Genomic DNA, 26,403 nt, shown 5'->3' on the forward strand with positions numbered 1-26,403 from the left:
GAGGAAATCAGACCTTCAGCAGGGCTGCGAAGTCGGAGGCAGGCTGGTCGGGGTCGCCGCTCTGGATGGCGCGGAGCAGGGTGTCGCCGCGTTCGGTGCCGAGTGAGCCCGAGATGACGTCGCGGAACTTCACGTCGAGGCCGTCTTGGGACATCGGGTTTTCGGCGGTGCCGGTGGGGTTGTCGATGAACAGGTGTTCGGTGGTGCCGTCGGTGTAGGTGACGGTGATGTCGCCGACCCACCGGCCCGGGTAGGCATTGTCCAGTTCGGGCGTGACCTCGATCTTGACCTTCTGCGCGAGGGCGGCGACATCGCTGCCGGGTCCGATGTCGAGCTGGCCGTCCAGGTAGGCGTGGTGGGTGGCGAAGCCGTTGCCCTTGCCGAGTGTGGAGAGGGCGAATTGGAACGGCAGGCTGTATTGCAGGTGTTCGATGATCTTGGGTGCGTAGGCGTTGGCGTTCTTGTTGCCGATGATCACGTCGCCGCCGGTCTGGATGCCCAGGAGTACCGAGTCGATGTCGGCGGCGCGGGCGGCGAGTTGACGGGCGCCGTCGATGTAAGCGTGGTTGATGCCGCAGCAGCAGTACGGCTTGATCCAGATGCGGGTGATCTCGAAGGTGTTGTCGAGGCCGAAGGTGGCGGCGGCGTCGTCGGCGACGGGGCGGCCGACGAAGGTGCGGTAGAAGCCCTTGCCGCCAGTGAGGAAGGTCGTCGGACCGGTGATGCCCGCGGCGGCCATCTCCGCCGCGCGGATGCCGTTGCGGGTGCCGATGCCGGAGTGGACGCGTTTGATCGAGCCGCCGGAGGAGGTGTATTCGGTGGTGCCGGAGGCGTGGCTGAGCGCGATTGCCAGGGCGTGGACCGTGGTCTCTGCGTCGAAGCCGCGCATCTTGGCGACGACGGCGGCCGCGCCGAAGTTCGACAGCAGCCCGTGGGGGTGGAAGCCGCGTTCGAGGAGTTCGGGAGCGGCGAGGTTGCCGATGCGGGTGTACACCTCGTAGCCGGCGACGATGCCGGTGATGACCTCGCGCATGGTGGCGCCGAGTTCCTCGCCGACGGCGAGTGCGGCGGACACGACGGCGCTGCCCGGGTGCGACGAGCTGGCCCGGTGGGCGTCGTCGTATTCGAACCCGTGGCCGTAGGTGGCGTTGACGAAGGCGGCGTCGGCGGCGCTCATCTGGTCGCCGCTGGCGGCGACATGGGCCTTGCCGGGGACGTGCGCAGCGCGCGTCAACTCCAGCACCGCCCGGCTCCAGGGCAGAGAGGCGCTGGCGACCTGAAGGGCGAGTTGGTCCTGCATGAGGCGGCGTGCGCCGGCGAGTGCGTCGGCGGGGATCGTGTCGAAGGTCAGGTCCGTGACGAGCCGGGCGACGGCTTCTTCGACGGGAGGGAGGGTGCCCATGTGTGTGTCCTTTGCAGAGTTGGGGTCAGGAAAGCGAACCGAGCAGCCCGGCCGAGATGCCGTATGACTTGAGTTCGACGTAGGCGTCGAAGCCCTCGAGGCCGGCCTCGCGGCCGATGCCGCTGTTCTTGAAACCACCGATCGGGGCGGTGAAGCCCACCGGGCTGCCGTTGACTTCGACTGTGCCGGTGCGGATGTGGCGGGCCACCGTCAGTGCGTGCTCGGGATCGGCGGCGAACACTGATCCGCTGAGGCCGTACTCCGAGTTGTTGGCAATCTCGATGGCCTCGGCCTCGGTGTCGAACGTGTGCACGGTAAGAACCGGGCCGAAAACCTCCTCTTGCGCGATCTTCACGAAGGGATCGACATCGGCAAAGATCGTGGGCTCGACGTACCAGCCATGGTCGAGGCCGTCGGGGCGTCCGCCGCCCACCAGCAGGGAGGCTCCGGACGTCTTCGCGTCGGCGATATAGCCCTCGACCCGGCTTCGGTGACGGTCGCTGACCATCGGTCCGATTTCGGTCGCCGGGTCGAACGGGTCACCGACTGGCATCTTCCCGATCAGGTCCAGCAGACGGTCGTGGAGCTCGTCACGTCGCGAGCGCGCCACGACGATGCGGGTCTTGTTGCTGCACACCTGGCCGCTGTTGCGGAGGGACACGGCGCGGATCGCGGCGACGGCGGCGTCGAGGTCGGCGTCGTCGAGCAGGATGGCGGCGGACTTGCCGCCCAGCTCGAGGGTCACGCGGCGCAGGTCCTGGCCGCAGAGCGAGGCGATGCGACGGCCCGCAGCCGTGGACCCGGTGAACGACACCTTGTCGATGCCGGGGTGGCGCACCAGGTACTCGCTGACCTCGCGCTGGGCAGGGACGATGTTCACGACACCCTCGGGCAGACCGATCTTGTCGAGCATGTCACCGAGTAGATACGCGTCGAGGGGTGTCTCGGGGGAGGGCTTGACGACCATGGTGCAGCCGGCGAGCAGCGCCGGGGCGAGCTTGATCATGGTGATGAGCAGGGGAGCGTTCCACGGTACGACGGCGGCGACGACGCCGACCGGCTCGCGGGTCACCAGCGCGTTGCCGGATGCGGACGTGCGGGTGTCGCTCCACGGGTAGGTGGGCGCGATGTCCAGGAAGGCGTCCAGAAGCATGCGGGGGCCGATGGACTGCATCTTCGTGGACAGGGTGATCGGGCACCCCATCTCTGCGCTGACGAGCGCGGCTGCCTCGCCCTCACGCGCGGCGAGTTCCGCGCTGAGCTTCCGCAGGACCGTGATGCGCTCGTCGAGCGACATCCGAGGCCAGGGCCCCTTGTCGAACGCCTGACGCGCCGCGGTGACGGCCGCGTCGATGTCGGCCTCGACGCCCTCCGGTACCCGCGCGACGAGCTGTTCGGTGGCCGGGGAAATCACCTCGAAGGTGCGTTCGGATGCCGGCTGCACCCACTGTCCGCCGATGAACAGTGTGTCGTACTGCCCTTGCCACAGTTCAGTCTGCGCACTCATTGTGCCGCTCCTTCGCATTCGCTTCGTCATAGACGTGCCCGGGTCTCGGGTGGGAGTCATCTGTCCAGCCTGGACGACGGCCTTCGGCTCGATATGTGAGCTGCACCATGTAAAGTATATTATGTTCCGGCAAGGGATGAAACCCCGATGCCGTCTCGCGTGGCGTAGGTCCGCAACAGCCCGGCGCCGGGCCGGACAAAGGCTTGACCTCCGGTGTGACTATATATAATATTTGAGCTGACACGAAGGTGAGGCAACATGCAGCACAAGCCACTCGAGGGTATTCGGATACTCGAGATCGGGGGATACATCGCGCTCCCGTTCGGGACGTCGATGCTGTGCGCGCTCGGCGCCGAGGTGGTCAAGGTCGAGCGCCCGGTGGTGGGCGAGGACTTCCGGCGGCACCAGAATGACGGTAGCCCGTACTTTCGGCAATACAACACCGGAAAGCGCAGTCTGTCGGTCGACCTGAAGTCGGAAGAGGGCGTCGCGTTGGTCAAGGCGCTGATACCGCACTTCGACGTGGTACTCGAGAACTTGCGCCCGGGCAAGGTGGCGGCCATGGGGCTGGGTCCCGAGGACTGCCGCGCGCTCCGTCCCGACATCATCTACGGCTCGGTCACCGGGTTCGGTGCCGGCGGCCCGCTGGCCAACCGTCCCGCCTACGACACGATCGGCCACGCGTTCGGCGGTCTGTACTCGCTGTTCAGCGACGGTGACCACCCGCAACTGGCCGGTGGCTTGAGCGCGGACCTCGTCACGGGCCTGAGCACCGCCACCGGCGTCCTCGCGGCCCTGGTCGGGCGGCTGAAGACCGGGAAGCCGCAGCGGATGGAGACGTCGATCATGGAGGCGGTCAGCGCGCTCACCGTCGACGGCATCACCCAGTCTTTCGAACTCGGCAACAACCCTGCCCGCACGAGCCGGCACCCCCAGGCGCAGAACTTCTGCGTCCCCACGTCGACCGGCGAGTACCTGGCCGTGCACCTGTCGTCATCGCAGAAGTTCTGGCACGCGCTGTGCCGCGCCATGGACCGGATGGACCTGACCGAGGACCCGCGGTTCGCCGAGTACCGCCCGCGGGAATCGAACTACTTCGAGCTTGTGCCGATCGTCGAGGCGGAGTTCGCCAAGCAGTCGAAGGACTACTGGGAGAAGGTCCTCACCGAGGCCGACGTGCCGTTCGCGCCCGTCCTGTCGATGACCGGCTACTTGGAGCACGAGCAGGTCGAGCACCTGAAGCTGGTCGAGTGGCAGCCAGACGGTTTGCCACTGATCCGCCCGCCATGGACCTTCGACGGTGAGCGGCCGGACCGCGGGGCCCGCGCCCCCAGGGTCGGCTCCGACACCCGAGCCGTGGCGAGCGAGGTGCTTCCCGCCGAGAAGATCGACGCACTAATCGAGTCCGGCGTCTTGTTCGCCGACGAGTCCTGATTCGCTGAATTCGCATATCCCTGAGGAGTGTTCATGAAACCGTACCGTTCCATGCTGTTTGTGCCCGGACACAAACCGAGCTGGGCCGACAAGGGTCTCGCCTCTGGTGCCGACGCCCTGATCCTGGACCTGGAGGACTCGGTGCCCGCCGCAGACAAGGACGAGGCGCGTCTGGTTGTCGCCGACACCATCGGCCGTCTGCATGCCGACGGTGTTCGCGCCGACCTGTGGGTGCGGCCCAACGCGTCCGTGTCCGGAATACAGGGCAAGGACCTCGAGGCTGTGATCCGGCCGGGTCTGGCCGGCCTGTTCCTGCCCAAGGTTTTCGACGCCGAGGAACTGGTGCGTATCGATGCGGTGGTGTCACACATCGAAGCACGGGAAGGCCTCGAAGCCGGCAGCGTGGGGCTGATCGTGAGCTACGAGACGGCGGGCTCGATGGCGCACTGCGAGGAGATGGCCGCCGCCACCCCGCGCATCAGCAGCCTGCTGGGCGCCACGGGACCCAGCGCGGACGTAGGCCGCGAGCTGGGCTTCGAATTCACCCCGGCCGGCCTGGAGACGCTGTACCTCCGGAGCCGAATCGTTCTCGCAGCCCGCGCGGCCGGCCTGCACCACCCCGTTGCCGGCGTGTGGCAGGACATCAAGGACCTCGACGGTGCCCGGCAGTTCTGCCTGGACAACAAGCAGCTCGGATATCGCGGCATGGTGTGCATTCACCCCTCACACATCGCCATTGCCAACGAGGTGTTCACGCCGTCCGCCGAGCAGGTGGACTTCTACCGCCGCATGATCGAGGCGTTCAAGGTGGCCGAGGCGGCAGGCAGTGCGGCCGTCGACTTCGAAGGGCAGCACATCGATATCGCACACGTGAAGACCGCCGAGGGCATCATCGAGCAGGCGGAAGCCATCGCGGCATACGCCTGACGGGGCCCGGCGGCAGCCGACTGGTGAAGCCCCGCATCCTTTCGGATGCGGGGCTTCGACGCACGTCCCTCCGAATCACGAATCAGTCAGGGGAGCAGAGGTTTCGATATGGGCTCATGGTTCGTGTCTTTGTTCAAGTGAATGGCCAGCACGAGCAGGATGACGACCAGCATGATGACGACGATATAAGCCGGTAGCACATACGCTGCGATCGCCGCCATACCGAGAAGAGCGGCACCCACTGCGCGCGCGACCCACCCGGTTCCGGTGGTGATGCGGAAGTAGATTGCGTGTGAGAGTAGGTAGATCGCCGGACCCGCGAGCATCAGCACACCGCCCACACCGGCTTGGGCGTCACCAATGTGGGCGAGCACCAACTCGCTACCTGCCGCGAACATGACGAGGCCGGTGACGACGCCGTAGATGACGTTGATCCCGATGTGCACGGATCGAATCGGATTCTCGGTGACGGCGATGTGGTTTTCCACCAACCGTTCGGCACGACCGAAGTATGCCGCCCACAGGCAGACGAGGGCGACGAAGCAACCCGCGGCAAGTACGAGTGTGAGTGCATCGGAGTGATGAGCTGCGATCACACGTCCCAGAGTCAGTACGGTCTCGCCGAGCAGGATGATGAGGAACAGTCGCATGCGCTCGAGCATGTGCTCGGCGTCGAATGGAAGTTGCTGCGTTCGCGTCGTGCCGCTCGGCACGGGGTGTGCAAACCAGGTGCCGGTGAGATCGATGAGCGCGGCCACCGCCCAGCACCAGAGACGCCATTTCGGGTCGAGTGCGGCACCGGCCACCCAGAACGGCGCCGAGACGGCGAACCAGATCAGCACATGCACGAAGTGCCTGCGCAAGCGGGACGTCGGGGCGGTGGCAGCCGCGTAGGCGGCGGGGCCGACCAGGGCCAGCAGCATGGGCATCACGAAGAGCCACGGACTGTCGTCGAATGCGTGTCCGATGCCGGCGTTCATGAACAAGCCGAGGCCCATCACCGTGATCGTGACGGCCCTCGTGGCGGTGTGCTCGATGTCGAGCAGGGTGACCTCGAAGGTGGTAAATGCCCAGACGCCGCACACCGCGACAAGCGCCACCAGAGTCTCGGCTGCGCCACGCCACGTCAGATGCTCGACGAGATGGTGCGTGAGCTGACCGATCGCCAGTACGAAGACCAGATCGAAAAAGAGCTCGAGCGGGGAGACGTCACGGTGTGTCCTGCGCGCTTCGCCGACCATGATGATCTCCTCCTCGGCGCCAAATCGTATCCGGTGGAGTCGAGCCGGACGGTTGTTTCGGCGGCGCCGGAGTTGCACGCGGTGGGGTTCTTCCATCACGGCCGGTTCGCTCAGCAAGATCGAGCGATTCGGATCCCTATCCTCCGAAACGGTGCAGCGCTCACGGCGCTGAGAGGAACGGGCGCGACAGGCCTCGAATCAGCCTACGTTCGCCGCGTCGTCGGCATCCCACAGCCCGCGCTGCTCCAGTTCGTCGATCAGGTGATCTGCGCCGTCCAGGATGTGCGATTCCATGAGAGTCTTCGCTCTCTTGGCCGCGTGCTTGCGCAGCGCCTCGAGGAGGACGGGGTGCTCCTCCTGCGTGGTGGTGATGTGGCCTTCGATGGTGGCGTAGAAGCGGTTGGGAAGATTCGTGACGACGGAGCCCAGGAGGCGCGCAAGGCGCGGAGAGTCCGCGGTCAGGTTGATCTTGCGGTGGAACGCGTGGCCGAGGGAGGCGATACGTTCCGTGTCGCCCTGGGCAATGGCCTCCTGGTGCTGCTGAAGGATGCCTTCGAGCTCGACGATCTGCTGGGGTGTGATGTTCTTCGCGGCCCGGGCGGCCAGTTCGCCGGCCAGTTGCGCCTGTGCCCAGAAGAGGTCGCGCACGTCTTGCTTCGTGAACGGGGCTACGACGAAGCCGCGCCGGGGAACCATCTCGACGAATCCTTCGCTCCGGAGCGCAAGGAGTCCCTCTCGCACGGGCGTCGTGCTGACTCCCACGGCTTCGGCGATCCGCTCGATGCGGAGGAAATCGCCTGCACGCACCTCGCCGGAAATGATCATCTCGCGTACGTATGTGGCAACTTCCTCTGGAAGTTGCTGTCGCCTTGATCTGTCATTCAGGGCCATCGTCGGTCGCACCTTCCCGGATCCAGAGACTCGACATAATGTACCATTCGCGCCCGCCCGGTGACCGCGGCGCCCGGCAAGGCCGATCTGCGGGCCGCTGTCGTGCGGGGCCGCCCGGCTGAACCTTCCCGCGAGCCGGCGATCCGGGGAGCTCGGATACGTGCGCTCCCGACGACCACGTCACGGCATTCTTCCGTCAGGAGGACCTCGACGCGGCCGATCGGATCGACTGGATGGAGGTGCCCGCCGGTTACGACCACGACGTGTTCGGGGACGGCAGTGTCATAGTGCTGTCGATGCCCGGACACACCCCGGATTCACTCGGGCTACAGCTCCGCCTGCCGGTCGGAACACGCTGATACTGTCCGGCGCCGTCGCGCGCACCCAGGACAACATCAGCTGTTGCGTCGGCATGCCGGCTGAGTCCGAAACCACCGACGCGACCGGATCACTGAAAATGATGAAGTTGCTGCGCTTCCAACCGAGTACGACAGTGTGTGTCAATCACGATATCGACGACTGGAGCCGGATCCGCGTGAACGGGCGGCAGATCGACTAGGTCGCGACACTCCACGACCGGCCGTGGCCTCGGCGAACTGGGGGCCTCGGCGAACTGCGTGGCCGCTAGACTCGACTGGTGGATATCCGGGACGCCGAGTACGTCGTCGCCGTGGCCGATCACGGCAGTATCACCGAGGCCGCGCGGGCGCTGTTCATCGCGCAGCCTTCACTGTCGCAGGCGATCCGCACTCTCGAACGCGATCTGGGTGTCGAGTTGTTCGATCGTGGAGGACGGAAGCTGCGGATCACTCCGGCGGGTAGGGCGTTCGCGGATGCGGCGCGGCAGGTCCTTGCCGATGTCGAGCGGGCGCGGGCGGTCGTGCAGGACGTGGCCGACGTGCAGTCTGGCACGCTGACTATTGCTGTTCTCAATTCCCTTGCCGCCGATCCACTCCCACGTCTCGTCGGTCGGTTTCATCGACTGTTCCCACGGATTCTCCTGTCGACGGTGTCGGCGGACATTCCCGACGGCGTGGGCCGCGCGGTCCGGTCGGGTGAGTGCGATCTCGGGCTCACCGAACTGCTCGTCGATGACCAGGGGCTCGGGTTCCGAGTGGTGGGGGAGCAGGAGATCGTGCTCGCGCTCCACGCGGATCTGGCGATCGAACTACCCGATCCGGTGCCGGTCGACCTGCTTGCCGATATTCCGATGATCGTGGAGATCGGGTCGCGTCCACGACTGCCGGTGCACAACGTCGCAGTCGAGTGTGCGCATCGTCAGTCGATGTGGGAGTTGGTTGTCCAGGGTGCGGGGGCGACCCTGATGCCGCGACGCGTCGCCGAGCAGGAACTGCCGGGTGTAGTGGTTCGCTCGCTCGCACCGCCGGAGGTGCGCACCATCGGTCTCGTCCATCGACCGGATCCGCTTCCTCCCGCTGCGGCGGCGTTCATCGCCGCCCTCGACGAGGTTCAGGGCGCGAGCGTGTCTAGAAAAGCGCGTCCTGCAGGAGACAGCCGGGCCTCGTCATAGATCACCCCGTAGGGCGCGGTGATCGGCGGGTCGAGGGGGCAGATCCGGGCGCCGCCGACTGCGGCCCGTTCCGCATTGGTACGTTCGATGAACGACATTCCTATTCTTTGGACGACGAATGCGCCGACGGCTTCTCGCTGCTCGACCACGGCCGACATGATCGTCCGGCTCCCCGCGGCCTGTAGCGCCTTCTCGATGACGGTGCGCGAAGACGATTCCTTGGGCAGCCCCACCACGGGGAGATTGGGGAGATCGTCGAGGGGGAATGGTTCGCGCCAGTGAATTTCGGCGTTCGGGGGGACCACCAACCAGTATTCGTGGAATCCGAGTGCCCGTGTTGTCAACCCTGCTGCGGCAAAAGGAAGATGACTGAACGCTATTTCGCAATGTCCGTCCCGGATCAGCGACCCGATGACCTCGGAAGGCCTGAGGTCGGCGAGCCGGACGACCACGCCGGGATACTGCTTGCGGAAGGACCCGATCAGTTCCGTGACAGGGCCTTCGGCAACGTGTGCCGACGCGCAGATGTCGAGCCGCCCGCGCGGCAGTCCCGAGACGTCGACGAACGAGCTCTCGGCGGCCACCAGGTCTCGCACAATCTGCCGGGCCGGACCGACGAACGCCTTTCCCGCCGCGCTGAGCACGAGACCGCGGCCCACGCGGTGGAACAATTCGGCACCGAGGTCACGTTCGAGATTGCGCAACCCCTTCGACAACGACGGTTTGGTGACGCCCAGGGCCTCGGCCGCGAGTGCAAAGCCGTCGTTGTCGACGGTGGCGAGGAAGTATTCGACGTGTCGCGACTCCACCCGTGCAGAGTACTGCCTACGCCGCGACCGATCCGCTGCTTGTCAGATGTGGCGCCCGCCGGTGACTTCGAGAACGGTGCCGGTCATGTAGCTGGACAGATCGGAGGCCAGGAACAATGCGACGTTGGCGATCTCTTCAGGTTCGGCGCCGCGTCCCATCGGAACCTCCCTGAGCTTCGCTTCGAGGATGTCGGCGCGCAAGGCGCGGATCATGTCGGTATTCACCACTCCGGGCTGAATCGCGTTGACCCGGACTCCGAGGTGGGCGAGTTCCTTCGCGGCTGCCTTGGTCAGACCCACCATGCCGGCCTTCGCGGCGCTGTAGTTGGTCTGTCCGACCAGGCCGACCTTGCCCGAGATCGACGAGATGTTCACGATCGACCCCTTGCCGGCCTCCCGCATTGCGATCGACGCGATCTGGGTGCCCAGCCACGCGCCCTGCAGGTGCACGTCGATGACGGAGCGGAAATCGGCGAGCGTCATCTTGCGCAGCGTCGCGTCGCGGGTGATGCCGGCATTGTTGACCCACACGTCCATTCCGCCGAACGCGTCGAGCGCCGTCTTTCCCAGGTTCTGCATCTGATCCGGCTCCGTCACGTCACAGGCGACGGCGACGGCCTGGAAGCCGTCGGCCTCCAGCTTTCCGGCGGCGGCCTTGACGTTCTCGGCGTGCATGTCGCCGAGAACAACCGAGGCGCCCTCGCTCGCGAACTTGCGGGCCATCTCGAAACCGATGCCCTGAGCCGCGCCGGTGACGACCGCGACCCGCCCCTCGAGGAGTGTCATGTGTTTCCCTAAGTTTGTAGGTGTACGGGGTTGGTGCCCTCACCGATGAGAAGGAACGGTGCCTCTCGCATGAGGCGACCCAACTCGGAGTAGCCGCCACCGCCGTGGATCCGGAAGCTGTCCGGGAATGTCGAGTCTCGTCTCACTAGATAAAAATTGTCGTTCGCGAATCGTCTGAGACGAGTAATTCGCCCGGAGGCTGCTACATATTCAAGCGCTTTTATCCGCTGTGGTCAAAGACGGTCCGGGAAACCGAGAGTTAACCCCTTCCTATGGATCGAAGGGCCTCTGTGCAGCACGTTTTCGCGCGCGGCCCGTACTTGACACCAGGGTCGGGATTGCTGGATATTCACCTTCATGGCTGAACGCGAAGTGAGTGATGAAGACTTCAAGGACATTCTCGCGCAGACGAGAACATTCATTCAGAAGGAAGTAATTCCGAGAGAAAGTGAAATCGCGGACAAAGATGTGATCCCGGATGACGTTCGCCGTAAAGCGGCGGAGATGGGTCTGTTCGGGTACGCCATTCCGCAGCAGTGGGGCGGGCTCGGACTCGACCTCACACAGGACGTGGAACTGGCCATGGAGTTCGGGTACACGAGCCTGGCATTGCGGTCGATGTTCGGCACCAACAACGGGATCGCCGGTCAGGTGCTGGTGAACTTCGGTACGGACGAGCAGAAGTCGGAATGGCTCGAGCGGATCGCGTCGGGTGACGTGGTCGCGTCGTTCGCACTGACCGAAGCGGAGGCAGGGTCGAACCCGGCGGGCCTGACCACCCGCGCCGTCCTGAAAGACGGCAAGTGGGTGATCAACGGCACCAAGCGGTTCATCACCAATGCACCGTTGGCCGATCTGTTCGTCGTGTTTGCCCGCACCCGTCCCGCCGATGAGACCGGCACCGGGATCGCGGTGTTCCTCGTTCCGGCCGACACCGCCGGTGTCGTGGTCGGTCCGAAGGACAAGAAGATGGGCCAGGAGGGTGCCTGGACCGCAGAGGTGGCGTTCGACGACGTCACAGTCCCTGAATCCGCCCTGGTCGGCGGCAGTGAAGAGGCTGGCTACCGGGCCGCTATGACCTCCCTTGCCCGGGGCCGGGTGCACATCGCGGCCCTCGCCGTCGGCAGTGCACAGCGCGCGCTCGACGAGTCCGTGTCGTTCGCGGCGGTCACGAAGCAGGGAGGCACTCCGATCGGCGACTTCCAGCTGGTGCAGGCCATGCTCGCCGACCAGCAGGTGGGTGTGTCCGCGGGCCGCGCGCTGGTGCGGGAGGCGGCGCAGAAGTACGTCAGCGGTGAGGACCGTCGTATCGCCCCGTCCGTGGCGAAGTTGTACTGCACGGAAATGGCCGGCAAAGTCGCCGACCTCGCGGTGCAGGTCCATGGTGGTAGCGGATACATGAGAGGTGTTGCGGTCGAACGCATCTATCGGGACATCCGCTTGCTTCGCCTCTACGAGGGCACCAGCGAGATCCAGCGTCTGATCATCGGCGGCGGCCTCGTCCGCGAAGCCAAGAAAGCACTCTGAACCCGTACACAAGTGATCTGTGGGGCCCTGGTTCCCCGAGACAAGGAAAAGTCACATGCGAAGAGCAGCACTGGTCGCCCCGGTCCGCACCGCGGTCGGCCGTTTCGGCGGCGCACTGCGCGACGTCCCGGCAGAGACGTTGGCCGCCACCGTGATCAAGGAGACCGTGGCGCGGTCCGGGATCGACCCGATCCTCATCGAAGACGTGGTGATGGGCCAGTCGTACGCCAACTCCGAGGCCCCGTGCATCGGCCGGTGGGCCGCCCTCGAAGCAGGACTGCCGATTTCCGTCGCCGGACTGCAGACCGACCGCCGGTGCGGCACGGGCCTGCAGGCCCTCGTGACCGCGTCGATGATGGTGCAGACCGGCGCAGCCGACGTCGTGCTAGCGGGCGGTGTCGAGTCGATGAGCAATATCGAGCACTACACCACCGGGGCCCGCTGGGGGACCCGCGCCGGATCGCTGAACCTGTACGACCGCCTCGACCGCGGGCGGGAACGCTCCCAGCCGGAATGGCGGTTCGGGAAGATCAGCGGCATGATCGAGACCGCCGAGAACGTCGCAACACAGTGTGGAATCGGCCGTGAGGAGTCGGACGCGTTCGCCGCCGAAAGCCACGCCAAGGCCCACGCCGCCTGGGAGGCAGGCAAGTTCGACGATGAGGTGATCGAGGTCAAGATCACCGACCGCAAGGGCAATGTCTCTGTCGTGGCCCGCGACGAGGGTATCCGCCCGGAAACTACGCCCGAGACGCTGGCACGGCTGCGCAGCGCGCTCCCGGACGGTGTCGTCACCGCGGGCAACGCGAGCCAGCAGAACGACGCGGCGTCGTCGATGCTCGTCGTGGCCGAGGATCAACTCGACGAACTCGGGCTCGAGCCGATGGGTTTCCTCACCGGGTGGGCCGCCGCCGGGTGCGAACCTGCGCTGATGGGCCTCGGACCGGTCGCGGCCACGTCCAAGCTGTTTCGCAGGACCGGCGCGAGCTTCGACGACTTCACGCTGATCGAGCTGAACGAGGCATTCGCGTGCCAGGTGCTCGGCGTGCTGAAGGAATGGGGATTCGAGGACCGGGACCGACTGAACGTCAACGGGTCCGGGATCTCGCTCGGACACCCGATCGGCGCGACGGGAGCGCGAATGACGACCACCGCGCTGCATGAACTGCGGCGGCGCGGCGGCGGCAAGGCGCTCGTCACGATGTGCATCGGTGGCGGGCAGGGAATGGCTGCCATCGTCGAAGGGGTCTAAAGGCGACTGGAATGGCGCTCCGCCGGCTCCGATGTCGGAGTCGGCGGACGCGACATCACGTGATTGACGAGGAGTGCGGCGAAGACGACCGCGCACCCGATCGCACCTACGGCAAGGGCGAGTTTGATCCCGCCTTCGGTGGGAAGTAGGTCCGGTGCCAGGTTCGCGGCGAGCACCGCGCCCGCGAGGGCGCTGCCGAACGAGCCGCCGACGGTGCGCAGCACCTGGTTGAAGCTCACGGCGCTGCCGAGTTCGGTGTCGGCCACGCTGCGGGCGATCAGGGCCGGCATCGCCCCGTAGGTCATGCCCATCCCCAGTCCGAACCCGAACATACCGATCAGGATTTCCCACAACGCGTCGTGGGCGACCCAGAGAAGCGCGCTCGAGGCCGTCACGAGCCCGGCGCCGACGAGCAGGAGAGTCCTCATGCGTATCCGGTGCGAGAGGGCGCGCACGAGCCGGTTCGCGCCGAAACTTGCGACCGACAGGGGAAGCATCACGAATCCGGCCCAGAACAGGGGCAGCGCAATGCCGTATCCGGTGGAGGCGGGCGCCTGGGCGATGAGGCTGCCGATCGAGAGTCCGATGTACATCGCGGCGCCGAGGCCGATCGCGGTGCTGTTCGCGACCAGAACGTCACCGTTGCGGAGGACTCGGAGGTTGATCAGCGGGTGCGGGGTGCGCAGTTCGACGAGGGACCACGCTGTCAGCAGTGTGGCCGCACCGGCGAAGAATCCGATGGTCCATGGTGAGCCCCAGCCCCACCGGGAGCCTTCGCTGACGGCGACGAGTAGGGACGCGAGTCCGGTGCCGACCAGCAGAGCGCCCGGGACGTCGAGTGTGTTGCGTGGTGCCCGCTCGTCGGGGCCTGCTGGAACGACACGCCAGACGACGAGGATGGTGGTGATCAGGAATAGCGCCGCGAACCAGAAGGCGAAACGGAACCCGAGAAGGTCGGCGAGGATGCCGGTCAGGGGGTACCCGAGTCCCAGGCCAGTTGTGACCGTTACCGACAGGCTGGAGATGCCGAGCCGGGCCTGATTTTCGGGAAGATAGCGGCGGGCCAGAGCGATCGTCACCGGAACGATCCCGTAGGTGAGTCCCTGCAAGGCGCGCCCGACCAGGAAGACAGTGAAGTTGGGAGCCGCGGCCGCGACGATCGAACCGACGAGGATCGTGGTCAGGGAGAACAGGAGCAGGCGCTTCTTGTGGGGGCCGTCGCTCAGCCGTCCCATGATCGGTGTTGCGACCGCCCCGACCAGGAGGTTGACGGTGAGCATCCATTGGCCGGTGCTCACCTCGACGTGCATGTCGTGGGAGATGGTGGGCACCAGCAGCATGCCGAGTGAACTGACGACCGCGGTCGTCAGGGCGGCATACGCCAGGGCCGGCAGTAACCGGGCACGCGTTGTGGACTCAGTCGACGGGGGCATCGTCCACCAACTTGCGCAGAATCGGAACCATGGCGTCGAGGGTCTTTCTCTCCTCGACGGTCAGCCTTTCCGCGATGGCGTGTTCGAGCCACTCCAGGCCTTGTGACCGCTCTTGCGCCAGCCTCTCGTGACCGGCATCGGTGAGCTCGATCCAGATTCGGCGTCGATCCTGCTCGTCGGGGGTGCGCACGATCAGGCCGAGATTTTCGAGTTCGCGCACTGTCGTTGCGATTGCTTGGGGGCTGATCTTTTCGGCCGTGGCGAGTGTCGAGGCGGACGTTCGTCCGTACTTCGACAGATAGCTGAGCACACCTATCTTGCCGACGGAGATCGTTCTGCCGGTTGCGAGCTGCCGCCAAATTGGGCGCAGCGCTTCCCGCAGGACTTGCGCCGTGGCCTGTTCGGTGATCATGAGCAAAGCGTACAACCACATTGATCAATCTAGTTGACTAAATGGGGAGTCTCACATAGTTGGCTGCTCGCATCCAACTTCTCACGACTCAGCGGTGTATCGACGCCAAGCATTCGGACGAATTCGTGATGGATCTGTTCCACCTCGACGGGGTGCTGGTCCATCAGGCGGTAGCGCGACCGCCGCCGCCCCGGCGCAATCCACTCGGCACCCCGGCTGATGTCTGCGACTGTCTCGTGGCGGTGGGACTCCCCATTTCCGCGGCCGCGCTCGGCCGTTGAGCGGGCGAACGACCAGGCTAGCGGTGACGTGGGCGATCTGGTTCCGGCCCTCGAGGATTCGGGGTTGCGGTGCGGGTCCGTGTTCAGCGATGTCGCTGGTGAACGCGACCTCGATGTCGATCTCCTCGACCCGACGAAAGGGCCGATGTCACGCGAAACTACTGGTCCGCGGGCTGGCCGGGGAGGTGCGGTGGAACGGCTCCGAGCTATCGGAGATCCCGGGCTCGTCGACGAAGATGTCGATGGTCAGCGGAGCGTTTCCGCCATACTTCGTGAAGTCGGTGACACCGGCTTCGGTGAGCACTTCGACGTCGAGGACTGTGCGACCGTTGTCGGTGCCCGCGGGACGGCCGAGTAGTTCGATTGCAGCGTCGGCCATGATTTCGGGGGAGCGTGAGTGTCGCAGGCTGTCGGATCCGCCGAGTAGGTTCCCGACCGCTGCTGTCGCGATCATTGTCTGCGGCCACAGGCAGTTGCTGGAGAAGGACATATCCGCGTGTTCAGCCGCGATACCCAACGCGGCCAGCGTCATCCCATACTTGGCCAGCATGTAGCCCGGGTGGGCGCCCAGCCAGTATTTCGACATGTTGAGCGGCGGTGAGAGCGTCAGTACGTGTGGGTTCGAAGATTTCCGCAGGTACGGAAGACACGCCTGGGTCAGCGCGAAAGTGCCGCGCACGTTGACTTGTTGCATCAAATCGAACCGCTTCAGGGGCAGCGCCTCGGTCTTCGAGATGTCCAGCACGCTCGCATTGTTGACGACGATGTCGATGCCGCCGAAGTTGTCGCGGGCAGAATCGACGACTCGGGCGATATCGTCGGCGTTGCGGACGTCGCCCACCACCGGGACAGCGTGTCCACCCAACTCGGCCAGTTCCGCGACGGCGGTGTGAACCGTTCCGGGTAGTCGGGGGTCAGGGGTATCGGTCTTGGCGAGCAGGACGATGTTTCCGCCGCGGCTCGCGATCGCCCTTGCGATAGCAAGTCCGATGCCGCGACTTCCTCCGGACATGACGGCGGTTCTCCCGCGGAAGCGCTTGTCGTTCATCGTGATCCCTTCATGGTTGGGGCTGCGGCCGAGCGCCCTTCACGGTAGGGAAGTCCTGTGATGATGACCACGTCCGCGAAGAATCAAGAATGTGGCGCGGTTTGTTCTCATCGGACAAACTCGTGTCGAACGGGTGAGGGCCGTGACTCCCGGCTGGATAGAAAGGTGCAGGTGGGGACGTTGGTAATGGCTTTCGCGGCGAATCGTCATGCGTGGGAGGCAACTGCTCTATTGTCTTCGCATGGCTTCACACGACGAGCGCACCGCGCTGTTGGTCGCAAGAATAGCAAGCTCGCTCAACCGGCGGTTGGTGTCGCTGACGGCAGACATCACCGACGTGTTGTACACCGAAATTCCCGACTTGCGTGCCGATCGACAGTTGCTCGAACTGCTCGGGGCGAGTGTCGAAGGAAACCTCGACACCATCTTTCACACGCTGCAGCACAACATCGCGCCGGAAAATCTGGAGGCGCCGGCCGCGGCGATGGAGTACGCGAGACGTCTCGCTCAACAGGGGGTTCCGGTCAACGCGCTCGTACGCGCATATCGACTCGGACAGACCAATCTCCTCAAGCTGGTCTTCGACGAGTTGGGTGGGGAAACGGTTGAGCCGGAACTGGGCGTTCCGGTGCTCGAGCGCATCATCACCGTGATGTCCGTGTACATCGACAGGGTGTCGCAGCAGGTGGTCGCAGTCTACGAGCGTGAACGGGAACGGTGGTTGGCCCACCAGAGTAGCGTGCGTGCCGTCCGAGTTCAGGAAATATTGGCGGGCAACGAACAACCGGATGCAGGGGCCAGCGCTGCCCTCAACTACGTCCTGATTCAAAATCACCTGGCGGCGATCATTTGGGCCCCCGATGCCGGTGCAGGAGACATGCTGGCCAAGATCGAATCGGCTGCACACGACTTCTCCGGGTTCATGGGGGCAGTGACCGATCCACTGTTCGTGGCGGCGGACCGCGTCACTGGATGGGTATGGGTCCCCCTCGGTACCCGATCGGCTCCCCGGCGAGATTACATTGAGCTGCGCGAATTCCTTCACGACCGTCATTCGGAGCTAGTTGTGGCCGTCGGTGGAATAACCTCCGGACCAGAAGGATTCAGGCAGTCCCACGCGCGCGCCCAACGCGCACGAGCGCTTGCCATCGCTGCGGGAAAAAATGCCCCCGTCGCGATCGCATACGACGAACCAGGAGTGTCGACCGTCGCGATGCTCACCGAGGACCCCGCGGCTACCCGGACGTGGGTACAGAGCGTCTTGCGCGGCCTGGCGGCGGACAACGAGAACGCGGCCCGCCTGCGCGAGACCGTGCAGGTCTACCTCGCGAACAATCTCAGCAATGTTGCGGCCGCGAAAGTTCTCGACTTGCACTACAACTCAGTGAAGTATCGGGTGAAGCGCGCCGCGGAGGAGCGGGGGGAGGATTTCACTCGGGACCGCCTATCCGTCGAACTCGCCTTGCTCGTGTGCCAATGGTTGGGACCTGCTGTCCTGACACCGGATCAGGCGAAGGGTGGCCACGTGGGTGGGCTGTGATGCCAGGGGCAGGTGGTCCCGCTTCACTTCGAGGGCGTATCGACCTCCGGTTGCGTCCCGGTCGGCGGGTCTGTGCCTGTCCGCGGTGGGCGGTCGGAACTGCGCACGGCCTCGTCGAGAGTGATGTAGCCGTCGCAGGACAGTCCGGCTGCCGTGAGGAGCGCTGCGTAGAGACGTTTCAGCATGGTGTGTCGGTTCCTCTTCGTGAGTATCGTGGGCCGTGCGCATCGGCACCGCACGATCGCTGCAACCCGGGATCATCCTTGCCGGATCGGCGACGCAGAACTGCGGCGCCGATCCCGTCCGGGGTCTGACGTGTCGTTGCCAGTGCACGCGCCAATCGCATGGCCTCCGGCAATACTTCGTGTGGATGGACGATCCGGTCGATAATTCCGCAGCGCAGGGCGGTCTCCGGGTGGAGCGTGTCTCTGAAGGAAACCGACTCGAACCGAAGTCTGCCGCCAAGTGCACCGGAGCGGAAATTGCAGTCCTCGTATCTCCGCACTGCTCGGGGCCCGAGGGTGGCGTGGGAACTGACGATGGCGGCGTTACACGCCAGTACGAGATCGAGGCCTCCGCCCGAGGCCGAACCGTTCACGGCTGCAATCAGAGGTTTGTCGATCTCGTGGTGGACGAAGCCGGCAAAGCCCCATTCCGGGTGTCCGGGTGCGTCGATACTGTGCCCGGCGGTCAGTGCCACAACATCCGCGCCAGCACAGAAGGTGCCTCCCGCGCCTGTGATGATGCCGACTAGAAGGTCGGGAGAACGAGCCAGGGTTTCCATCGCCGCGCCGACCCCGGCGGAGACCTCCGCGTCGACGACGTTACGCAACTCGGGTCGATTGAGAGTGATGATTGCGACCGGACCACGTCGCTCCAGGAACGCCGCACCAGGGTGATCACTTCTCCCGAACTGCTCCAACCGTCTTATCCTTCCTGTTCAAGCGGCGTACCTGCGGCTACAGCACATCGTCACCGTGTCTGCGCAGATAACGCAGTGCGGATTGGGCGGCGTTGTATCCGCTCATTCCGTGGGCGCCGGCGCCCGGCGGCGTCGACGCGGAGCACAGATAGGTGCCCGGCACTCCGGTGCTGTAGGGGTCGAGGGCGATCCGTGGTCGCAGTACCACCTGAGTCTCGGTGTTGGCGCCGCCGATGATGTCGCCGCCGACGTAGTTCGGGTTCGACGCGGCCAACCGCACCGGCCCGCTGCTCACGGTGGCCACGACACGGTCGCGGAACCCGGGGGCGAACCGTTCGATCTGCGCGACCACTGCCTCGGTGGCGTCGCCCGAATAGCCGTGCGGAACATGCGCGTACGCGTACAGGGGATGCAGGTCGCCCTTCGACCGGCCGGGATCGGCGAGGTACTGCTGGCCGACGAGGACGAACGGGCGCGTCGGCATCCGGCCCGTCGCGACGTCACGTTCGGCGTCGGCGATCTCCGCGAACGTGCCACCCAGGTGGACGGTTCCGGCCAGTGCGCAGTCGGGGTTCGTCCAGGGAACGCCGCCTTCGATGGCGAAGTCGACCTTGAACGCTGCCGGGCCGTGGCGGTAGCGGCGGTAGGCCTTGGCGACCCGGGACGGCAGCCGGTCGCCGAGGATGTCGACTGCGGCGGACGGGGCAACGTCGAGCAGGACGACGTCCGCGGGCGGGAAATCGCGGACGCTGCGGACTCGGGTGCCCGTGGTGATCTTGCCTCCCCAATCGGTGAGCATCGCGGCGAGCGCGGTCGTGATGGACCGGGATCCGCCCTCGGCGACCGGCCAGCCGTAACGGTGGCCGGCGGCCACGATCATCAACCCGACCGCGGACGTGGCGGGGCGGTCGAGCCGGTAGTACGCGTGCGCGGCCACGCCCCCGAACAGTGCCCGGCCCTTCTCGGTGCGCCACCAGCGGGCGGTGGCGGTCGCGGGCAGCAATGCCCGGGGCCCGAAGCTCGCGAGCTTCAGGGGGTGTCGCGGGACGTTCGCGATCGGCCGCATCAGGTCGGTGGCGAGATCGTCGAATCCATCGGCGAGGCCCCCGAACATCCGCTGCCAGCGACGCCCGTCGGCCCCGAGGCCGGCGGCTGTCGCGTCGACGGAACGGTGCAGAAGCCCTGCTTGTCCGCTGTCGAGGGGATGCGCGCAGTCGACGTCGGCCCACTTCCAGCGCAGGCCGTAGCGTTCGAGGTCGAGCGTCTGCAGGTACGGCGACCCCGCTCCCATGGGGTGGAACGCGGAGCACTCGTCGTGCAGAAGCCCCGGAAGGGTGAGTTCGCTCGAACGGGTACCGCCGCCGATGGTGTCGGCCGACTCGAGGACCTGGACCTCGACCCCATGCCGGGCGAGGTGGACCGCGGCAGCGAGCCCGTTGGGCCCGCTGCCGACCACGACCGCTGTGCTCACTGCCGCACTCCGGTGCCTTCGTCACTCTGACGGGACGAATTAGCGTGCTTGCTGCGCATTCTCGGTTCCGACAAGGTTTCGGGATCCGTAAATTCCCGGTCGGCGTCGATATCCAACGTCCACTTCACGTCGAACGGGATAGGACCGTTCGGCAGCCAAGGCTGCTCGGCGATGGCGTCGGACACCTTGTAGGTTCCGCGTTCGATGACGCCGAGGGCGGCGTCGATCACCTTGTACTCTTGGACGCCCTTGTGGATGGGCTGCGATTCGATCCATGCGATCAGGAACTCGCCGGGCGCGAAGTTGCAGCGCCGCTGAATGGCCGCGATGAGGTGCTCGTTGTGGAGGTGTCCGTCACCGAAGTTGAAGGCCACCAGCGAGTTACAACTGAACTCGGCCTCGCGCAGCGAGTAGGTGTCGATGTCGTCGCCGAGATGGCGACTCATCAGTGACAGCAGGGCGCGGCCCTGGCTGTGCATCGACCGCCAGCCCAGCAGTTGGTGCATCACGACGTCGGCGACCTCGGGCGGGTACGTTTCGAGTAGCTGGGTCCGGGTGTTCTGGCTGGGGCGCTTGATGAACTGGTCGAGCTTGTCTTCCGCGCCCGGCGCGAACGCCCAGGTGGCCGAGGCCCAGTTGCCGGCGTACTGCCGCATCGAGGGCAGGAACGAGACGAGGTCGGGGCGCAGATTGCCGAGGATCGGGAAGAACACCAGCGCGGCGATGATCGCGGCGAGCAGTAGCGGTGAGGAGAAGTCACCCAGCCCGTAACCTGCGGCGTTGGGGAATCCGAGGAACAGGAAGACTGCCGCGTAGGCGAACAACAGGTTCCATTCGAGGGGCACTGCGAGCGGGAACGTCGACAGGATGAACAGGTGGAACGCGACCATCAGTGCAACAGCGAGCAGGGTAACGGTTCCATTTGTATTGAACAGCAACACCAGTGGCGTCACCACCTCGACGACGGTGCCCAGGACGTGGGCGACACCACCGGCGACGATGGACGGCCGCAGGTCGTTCGGGAAGCTGCGGTAATGGGCGCGCTTGATCGCCTTCGACGGCAACCAGGGAGTGTTGGACAGCATCGGGGGCACCACCATCGAGAAGTGGTGGCCCAGCTTCGACATGCCGGCGCCGACCCACACCGACACGATGAGCAGCTTGAGCGCGACGATCATGTCGACGAACGGAAGAACACCGAAGAAGACGACGGCCGGGAAATACTGCTCGCCGCGGGCGGCGATGAAGATGACCTTGTCGCGCAACCCGATCACGACGAGTAGTGCGATCAGAGGCAACAAGAGCGTGGGGTTCACCAGGCCGTGATTACCGGGCAGTGCCGCGTCGATGGACGGTGTGTGGACACCGGTGAGCACGAGCGCGAGGACGATATTGACCAAGATCGCGGCGTAGACGAGAACGTCGAAGACGGTGCGAGAGTCGCCGGCAGTCAGTGGCACCTTCCCCGGCCAGGGTGGGAGGCGGATGGTGCCCGGCCGGAGCCAGAACAGAGCGCCACCCATCATCGGCTTGAAGTGGCCGGCGAGTGGCCCCCAGGAACCGCCCAGGCCGATGGTCTCGATCAGCAGCGTCCACAGGATGAGCTTCTGGTACACGATCGGTGCGTTCCACCACGCGCCGATGTCGAGCACGTTGTAGCCGGAGGTGAATGTGGCGATGGACAGTCCGGCGCCGATGTAGAGGACCAGCAGTTTCAGAATGTAGATGGTGTGCACCATCTTCGGGGTGCCGAAGCCGTAGTCGACCCAGTGCGTCGACATGGCGCGGATGCGGTCGAAGAAGGGACGGTCGAGGAATGTTGCGGGGTCTACTTCGGGAAAGTTCCCGGTTGTGAATCCCATCGGAAGTCTCCTGGATAGGGCGGGCGGGGGTAGGGGTCATTGCCTCGGGTGTGGGCCGAGTTGCGACGGGTGCTGTGGTGGCGGTGAGAGCGGTTGCTCAGCCGCGAGCAGTGGTGGGCAGCCGGTGCCGGCTGCGCAGTCCGGGTTTGTCGATTTTGCCGACGGGGTTGCGGGGCAAGGCGTCGACGACGTGTATAGCGACGGGCAGTTTGACTTTCGTGAGCCGCTCACGGAGGTGGTCGGTGAGCTGTCCGTCGGTCACGGGGCTGTCGGGATAGGGGACCACGTAGGCGACGGGTACTTCGCCATATACCTCGTGAGGTGCGCCGACCACGGCTGCCTCGAGGACGCTGTCGTGGGTGGCGAGTGCGTTCTCGATCTCCTTGGGGTAGATGTTCTCGCCGCCCCGGATGATCATGTCCTTGATCCGGTCGACGAGGGTGAGGTAGCCGTCCTCGTCGAGTCGCCCGACGTCGCCCGTGTGGAGCCAGCCGTCGACAACGGTCCGGTGTGTCTCCTCGGGACGCCTCAGGTAGCCGTGCATCACGTTGGCGCCGCGGATGACGATCTCGCCGACGGCTCCCGGTGGGAGCAGAACGCCGGACTCGTCCATGATCGCGAGGGTCTGCCCGGGCAGTGCGGGCCCGACTGTGCCGAGTTTGCGGACGCCGCCGGGTGGGTTGCACGCCGACGCGCAGGTGCCCTCGGTGAGCCCGTATCCTTCGACGATCACCAGGCCGAAGCGCTGCTCGGCGCGGTCGAGCAATTCCTTGGAGATCGGCGCGGCTCCGCAGACCCCGAACCGTAACGACGACGTGTCGGTGACAACTTCATCGGGTTGGGAGACGAGTAGTGCGTAGATCGTCGGGACCGCGGAGAAATAGGTCGGCCGCAACCGGGCCACGTCGTCGAAGAACCGGGCCGGGGAAAAACGTCCGGTGACACTGAGTTGCCCTCCGGTCAGCATCGGTGCGAGGAAGCTGACGCAGATCGCGTTGACGTGGAACAACGGCAGGATGAGCAGGCAGTGGTCATCGCGGGTGAGCGAAAGATGCTCGGCCAGCGATGAACTCATGAACTGAAGGTTGTCGTGAGTGAGCATGACGCCCTTGGGTCGTCCCGTCGACCCCGACGTGTAGATCAGTAGCGCGACGTCGCTCCCCGTCGGGCGGAAGTCCGGGGCCGGCCCCGCAGGCAGGGATGCGTGCATCTCGTCGACCGCAATAGACGGACGACCGGCGCTCGGAGCGTCCGGTCCCTCGTTCACGACCAGCGCAGCGTCGGCGTCGGTGATCTGGTACTCCGCTTCGGCGGCGGTGAAGGTGGGGTTGACCGGTGTCGCGGCCGCACCCAGCCGCCACGCCGCCATGAGGACGACGAGCAGCTCCACCCGGTTCGGCAGCATCACTGCGACGACGTCACCCTCGCGGACCCCTCGTTCGCTCAGTTGCGCCGCGAACGCATCCACCCGATCGGCGAACTGCCGGTACGTGAGGTCGCTGTGGTCGTCGCGCAGGCACGGTGCGTCGCCGTGTGCGGTCGCGAGGTCCCAGGTGAAATAGCCGATGTCGGACACTGTTTCGATCCCCTTCGTTGCCGTGTGATTCACGACACGATGCGCGGGGGCGGTGCTCCGAAATATTCCGCGAGGCTCGAGTTCTCGCCAGGTTTTGTCCGCGGCGGACAAGACCACATCTGGGGCGAGGCACGATGCGTGTGCAACGCGGATCATCGGCAATGACGCGTGAAGGCACCCGTGAGATGCATACCCTGGTGAGGGGACACGCGTCCTGTTAGACCGCCCTGCGGACGAGGATGACCTGCCTATCAGGAGCCGGATACATGGCCGAACAGATCGATGACTACTTCACCACCACCATCGCCGAGATGGTAGGCGGAGTACGGGCGGGGGTACGTGATCGCGACGGAGCCGTGGAGGCGCAGTCGAGCCTTTCTGTGCAGGAGATTCTGGACTTGTTCGATTCGCAATTGGGCAGCCGTCATCTCGATCTCGCGGCGCGCTGGTTACGCTCGAAAGGTAAGGGCTTCTACACGATCGGCTCATCCGGGCACGAGGGAAACGCCGTCGTGGCCCGCGCCCTCCGTCTCACCGATCCGGCTTTGCTGCACTACCGCTCCGGTGCGTTCTTCCTCGAGCGCGCCCGGCAAGTGCAGGGCAGCGACCCGCTGCGCGATGTGCTTCTCGGCGTCGTCGCCGCCGCCGAGGAACCGATGTCGGGTGGCCGGCACAAGGTGTTCGGTCGCCACGACCTCAATATCATCCCCCAGACCTCGACGATCGCATCTCATCTGCCGCGTGCGGTCGGCGTTGCCTTCTCCCTCGCGCGCGCCGCCAAGCTACACGCCCCCTCACCCTGGCCTGACGATGCGATCGCAGTGTGCAGTTTCGGAGATGCCTCGGTCAACCACTCGACCGCGATCGGCGCCATCAACACCGCCGTCTACTCGGCGTTTCAGGGCCTTCCCATTCCGCTGCTGTTCGTCTGCGAGGACAACGGCATCGGGATCAGCACCAAGACCCCGGCAGGGTGGATCGGTGCCAACTTCGGAAACCGTGAAGGGCTCGAGTACTTCACCGTCGACGGATCGGATCTGCCGATGGCCTACGCCACCGCGCAGCATGCCGCCGACTGGGTCCGCAGGAACAGGCGCCCGGCGTTCCTGCATCTGCGCACGGTGAGACTGATGGGCCACGCCGGATCCGACGTCGAAGCCGCCTACCGCACCACCGGCGAGATCAGCGCAGACTTCGACCGAGATCCGGTGCTGTGCACTGCACAACTGCTGATCGAGCGCGGGCATCTCAGCCCGAACGAGGTGCTTGCGCTTTACGAGAAGAAGCGCGCAGAAGTCATCGGACTCGCACGGCACGTGAGCGAGCTACCCCAACTCGATAGTCCCGCCGCGGTGATGCGACCACTGAGGGAGGGCCTCGACGAAGCGATGGCGGCCGAACCGCAACGGACCCAAGGCGCTCGCCGCGCACACATCTTCGGCGGCCCGCTACCCGAAGAAGAGGGTCCACTGACCCTGGCCTCGTCGATCAACCGTGCCCTGCTCGACGTGCTCATCGAGTACCCGGAGTCGCTGATCTTCGGCGAGGACGTCGCCCGGAAGGGTGGCGTCTACGGGGTCACGCGCGGGCTGATGAAGAAAGTCGGGGCTGCCCGCGTCTTCGACACCCTCCTCGACGAACAGGCGATTCTCGGGCTCGCACTCGGCGCGGGAGTCTCCGGGCTGCTGCCGATCCCGGAGATCCAGTACCTCGCGTACCTGCACAACGCCGCCGACCAGATCCGCGGTGAAGGCGCGACCCTGCAATTCTTCTCCGATCGTCAATACCGCAACCCCATGGTGGTGCGTATCGCCGGTTACGGGTACCAGAAGGGATTCGGGGGGCACTTCCACAACGACAATGCCGTCGCAGCGTTGCGTGACATCCCCGGCATCGTCATCGCCTCCCCGGCCAGGCCCGACGACGCCGCGGCCATGATGCACACCTGTGTTGCAGCCGCCCACACCGCCGGTGCGGTGTGCGTGTACTTGGAACCGATTGCGCTGTACCACACCAGGGATTTGCACGAGGACGGCGACGAGCAGTGGCTCGCCCCCTACCCGGATCCACTGAAGGGCGCCGGGAATTCCGTACAGATCGGGCGGGCGCGCACCTATGGCAAGGGAACGGACCTGACCATCGTCACTTTCGGGAACGGGGTCCACATGAGCCTCCGAGTGGCGCGTCGCCTCGAACGAGCCGATATCTCGACCCGGGTGGTGGACATGCGGTGGCTCGCGCCGCTGCCGGTGCCGGACATCGTCCGCGAGGCAAACGCCACCGGCCGAGTCCTCGTCGTCGACGAAACCCGGGCAGCTGGTGGTGTGGGGGAGGGCGTCGTCATGGCATTGGTGGACCAAGGCTTCACCGGCCGCCTCGCCCGGGCTGCGAGCGAGAACAGCTTCATCCCCCTCGGCGACGCCGCACTCGAGGTCCTGCTGTCCGAAGACACGATCGAGGCCGCGGCGCTCGAAGTGGTGCGGGGGCGCTGACTCCCCGCACGGACGCGTCGGAGGGATCATCTTCTTTCACAGGCCCGCCATCGGTGGTG

23 protein-coding genes are annotated in these 26,403 nt (G+C 65.6%); 9 read left to right on the forward strand and 14 right to left on the reverse strand.

Translation table 11 applies throughout. The features are described 5' to 3' along the window. Nucleotides 1–7: 7 nt before the first annotated feature. Together R4P95_RS09315 and R4P95_RS09320 are read right to left on the reverse strand one after the other, a co-directional pair. Complete coding sequence (locus R4P95_RS09315; protein WP_317745025.1) at nucleotides 8–1,402, reverse strand: MmgE/PrpD family protein; 1,395 nt, start codon at nucleotides 1,400–1,402, stop codon at nucleotides 8–10. 25 nt (nucleotides 1,403–1,427) lie between these two features. Continuing rightward, the gene (locus R4P95_RS09320) at nucleotides 1,428–2,909 is read right to left on the reverse strand and encodes an aldehyde dehydrogenase (RefSeq protein WP_317745024.1); all 1,482 of its coding nucleotides are present in this window, start codon (nucleotides 2,907–2,909) and stop codon (nucleotides 1,428–1,430) included. Between the two features lie 258 nt (nucleotides 2,910–3,167). On the opposite strand from R4P95_RS09320, the gene R4P95_RS09325 reads away from it, so the two are divergent. Both R4P95_RS09325 and R4P95_RS09330 read left to right on the forward strand, forming a co-directional pair. Further along, nucleotides 3,168–4,343, forward strand: a complete 1,176-nt coding sequence (locus tag R4P95_RS09325) for a CaiB/BaiF CoA-transferase family protein (RefSeq protein ID WP_317745023.1) — start codon at nucleotides 3,168–3,170, stop codon at nucleotides 4,341–4,343. A 33-nt stretch (nucleotides 4,344–4,376) separates the two neighbouring features. Further along, nucleotides 4,377–5,270, forward strand: coding sequence for a CoA ester lyase (locus R4P95_RS09330; RefSeq protein ID WP_317745022.1), 894 nt, complete (start codon nucleotides 4,377–4,379; stop codon nucleotides 5,268–5,270). Between the two features lie 86 nt (nucleotides 5,271–5,356). Here the strand turns inward: R4P95_RS09330 and R4P95_RS09335 are convergent, their stop codons facing one another. Together R4P95_RS09335 and R4P95_RS09340 are read right to left on the reverse strand one after the other, a co-directional pair. Beyond that, nucleotides 5,357–6,511 (reverse strand): low temperature requirement protein A, encoded by a 1,155-nt coding sequence (locus tag R4P95_RS09335; RefSeq protein ID WP_317745021.1) that lies wholly within the window; start codon nucleotides 6,509–6,511, stop codon nucleotides 5,357–5,359. A 198-nt stretch (nucleotides 6,512–6,709) separates the two neighbouring features. Continuing rightward, nucleotides 6,710–7,402 carry a GntR family transcriptional regulator gene (locus R4P95_RS09340; protein WP_317745020.1) on the reverse strand — a complete coding sequence of 231 codons (693 nt, stop codon included), beginning with the start codon at nucleotides 7,400–7,402 and terminating at the stop codon, nucleotides 6,710–6,712. Between the two features lie 233 nt (nucleotides 7,403–7,635). Between R4P95_RS09340 and R4P95_RS09345 the strand changes: the two genes are divergently transcribed. Together R4P95_RS09345 and R4P95_RS09350 are read left to right on the forward strand one after the other, a co-directional pair. Continuing rightward, nucleotides 7,636–7,761, forward strand: coding sequence for a hypothetical protein (locus tag R4P95_RS09345; protein WP_283254003.1), 126 nt, complete (start codon nucleotides 7,636–7,638; stop codon nucleotides 7,759–7,761). Nucleotides 7,762–8,039: 278 nt separating this feature from the next. Continuing rightward, a complete protein-coding gene (locus R4P95_RS09350) occupies nucleotides 8,040–8,933 on the forward strand; it encodes a LysR family transcriptional regulator (RefSeq protein WP_317745019.1) in 894 nt (297 codons plus the stop codon). On the opposite strand, the gene R4P95_RS09355 is transcribed toward R4P95_RS09350, so the two are convergent. Continuing rightward, the gene (locus R4P95_RS09355) at nucleotides 8,873–9,742 is read right to left on the reverse strand and encodes a LysR family transcriptional regulator (RefSeq protein WP_317745018.1); all 870 of its coding nucleotides are present in this window, start codon (nucleotides 9,740–9,742) and stop codon (nucleotides 8,873–8,875) included. The two genes, R4P95_RS09350 and R4P95_RS09355, sit on opposite strands and share 61 nt — an antisense overlap. 42 nt (nucleotides 9,743–9,784) lie before the next feature. Beyond that, on the reverse strand, nucleotides 9,785–10,528 hold the full coding sequence (gene fabG, locus R4P95_RS09360; protein WP_213571927.1) for a 3-oxoacyl-ACP reductase FabG: 744 nt from the start codon (nucleotides 10,526–10,528) through the stop codon (nucleotides 9,785–9,787). A 357-nt stretch (nucleotides 10,529–10,885) separates the two neighbouring features. Between fabG and R4P95_RS09365 the strand changes: the two genes are divergently transcribed. Then, on the forward strand, nucleotides 10,886–12,055 hold the full coding sequence (locus tag R4P95_RS09365) for an acyl-CoA dehydrogenase family protein (protein WP_317745017.1): 1,170 nt from the start codon (nucleotides 10,886–10,888) through the stop codon (nucleotides 12,053–12,055). A 55-nt stretch (nucleotides 12,056–12,110) separates the two neighbouring features. Beyond that, entirely contained in the window at nucleotides 12,111–13,307 is a 1,197-nt protein-coding gene (locus R4P95_RS09370) for an acetyl-CoA C-acetyltransferase (protein WP_213571929.1), read from the forward strand. Here R4P95_RS09370 and R4P95_RS09375 read toward each other — a convergent pair. Beyond that, complete coding sequence (locus R4P95_RS09375) at nucleotides 13,304–14,740, reverse strand: MFS transporter (protein WP_213571930.1); 1,437 nt, start codon at nucleotides 14,738–14,740, stop codon at nucleotides 13,304–13,306. The genes R4P95_RS09370 and R4P95_RS09375 overlap by 4 nt on opposite strands. Next, entirely contained in the window at nucleotides 14,724–15,152 is a 429-nt protein-coding gene (locus tag R4P95_RS09380) for a MarR family winged helix-turn-helix transcriptional regulator (protein WP_213571931.1), read from the reverse strand. The genes R4P95_RS09375 and R4P95_RS09380 overlap by 17 nt, the downstream gene beginning before the upstream one ends. Before the next feature lie 59 nt (nucleotides 15,153–15,211). Between R4P95_RS09380 and R4P95_RS09385 the strand changes: the two genes are divergently transcribed. Then, nucleotides 15,212–15,433 (forward strand): hypothetical protein, encoded by a 222-nt coding sequence (locus R4P95_RS09385; protein WP_213571932.1) that lies wholly within the window; start codon nucleotides 15,212–15,214, stop codon nucleotides 15,431–15,433. Nucleotides 15,434–15,581: 148 nt separating this feature from the next. Here the strand turns inward: R4P95_RS09385 and R4P95_RS09390 are convergent, their stop codons facing one another. Further along, entirely contained in the window at nucleotides 15,582–16,481 is a 900-nt protein-coding gene (locus tag R4P95_RS09390; protein WP_249353715.1) for an SDR family oxidoreductase, read from the reverse strand. Nucleotides 16,482–16,722: 241 nt separating this feature from the next. On the opposite strand from R4P95_RS09390, the gene R4P95_RS09395 reads away from it, so the two are divergent. Beyond that, nucleotides 16,723–18,021 carry a PucR family transcriptional regulator gene (locus R4P95_RS09395; protein WP_213571933.1) on the forward strand — a complete coding sequence of 433 codons (1,299 nt, stop codon included), beginning with the start codon at nucleotides 16,723–16,725 and terminating at the stop codon, nucleotides 18,019–18,021. Nucleotides 18,022–18,044: 23 nt separating this feature from the next. Here the strand turns inward: R4P95_RS09395 and R4P95_RS09400 are convergent, their stop codons facing one another. The 5 genes from R4P95_RS09400 to R4P95_RS09420 all read right to left on the reverse strand — a co-directional run bounded on the left by R4P95_RS09400 (nucleotide 18,045) and on the right by R4P95_RS09420 (nucleotide 23,852). Next, nucleotides 18,045–18,206 carry a hypothetical protein gene (locus tag R4P95_RS09400; protein WP_213571934.1) on the reverse strand — a complete coding sequence of 54 codons (162 nt, stop codon included), beginning with the start codon at nucleotides 18,204–18,206 and terminating at the stop codon, nucleotides 18,045–18,047. Then, on the reverse strand, nucleotides 18,200–18,943 hold the full coding sequence (locus tag R4P95_RS09405; RefSeq protein WP_317745015.1) for an enoyl-CoA hydratase-related protein: 744 nt from the start codon (nucleotides 18,941–18,943) through the stop codon (nucleotides 18,200–18,202). The genes R4P95_RS09400 and R4P95_RS09405 overlap by 7 nt, the downstream gene beginning before the upstream one ends. A gap of 37 nt (nucleotides 18,944–18,980) precedes the next feature. Continuing rightward, the gene (locus R4P95_RS09410) at nucleotides 18,981–20,414 is read right to left on the reverse strand and encodes an NAD(P)/FAD-dependent oxidoreductase (protein ID WP_317745014.1); all 1,434 of its coding nucleotides are present in this window, start codon (nucleotides 20,412–20,414) and stop codon (nucleotides 18,981–18,983) included. After that, complete coding sequence (locus tag R4P95_RS09415) at nucleotides 20,411–22,276, reverse strand: DUF3556 domain-containing protein (RefSeq protein ID WP_213571937.1); 1,866 nt, start codon at nucleotides 22,274–22,276, stop codon at nucleotides 20,411–20,413. Before R4P95_RS09415 ends, R4P95_RS09410 begins: the two co-directional genes overlap by 4 nt. Before the next feature lie 97 nt (nucleotides 22,277–22,373). After that, nucleotides 22,374–23,852 carry a class I adenylate-forming enzyme family protein gene (locus R4P95_RS09420; RefSeq protein ID WP_317745135.1) on the reverse strand — a complete coding sequence of 493 codons (1,479 nt, stop codon included), beginning with the start codon at nucleotides 23,850–23,852 and terminating at the stop codon, nucleotides 22,374–22,376. Nucleotides 23,853–24,118: 266 nt separating this feature from the next. On the opposite strand from R4P95_RS09420, the gene R4P95_RS09425 reads away from it, so the two are divergent. Next, entirely contained in the window at nucleotides 24,119–26,344 is a 2,226-nt protein-coding gene (locus R4P95_RS09425) for a thiamine pyrophosphate-dependent enzyme (RefSeq protein ID WP_317745013.1), read from the forward strand. Nucleotides 26,345–26,403: the final 59 nt, after the last annotated feature.

The sequence above is a fragment of the Rhodococcus sp. IEGM 27 genome (genome assembly GCF_033142305.1).
Lineage (GTDB): Bacteria > Actinomycetota > Actinomycetes > Mycobacteriales > Mycobacteriaceae > Rhodococcus_F > Rhodococcus_F oxybenzonivorans.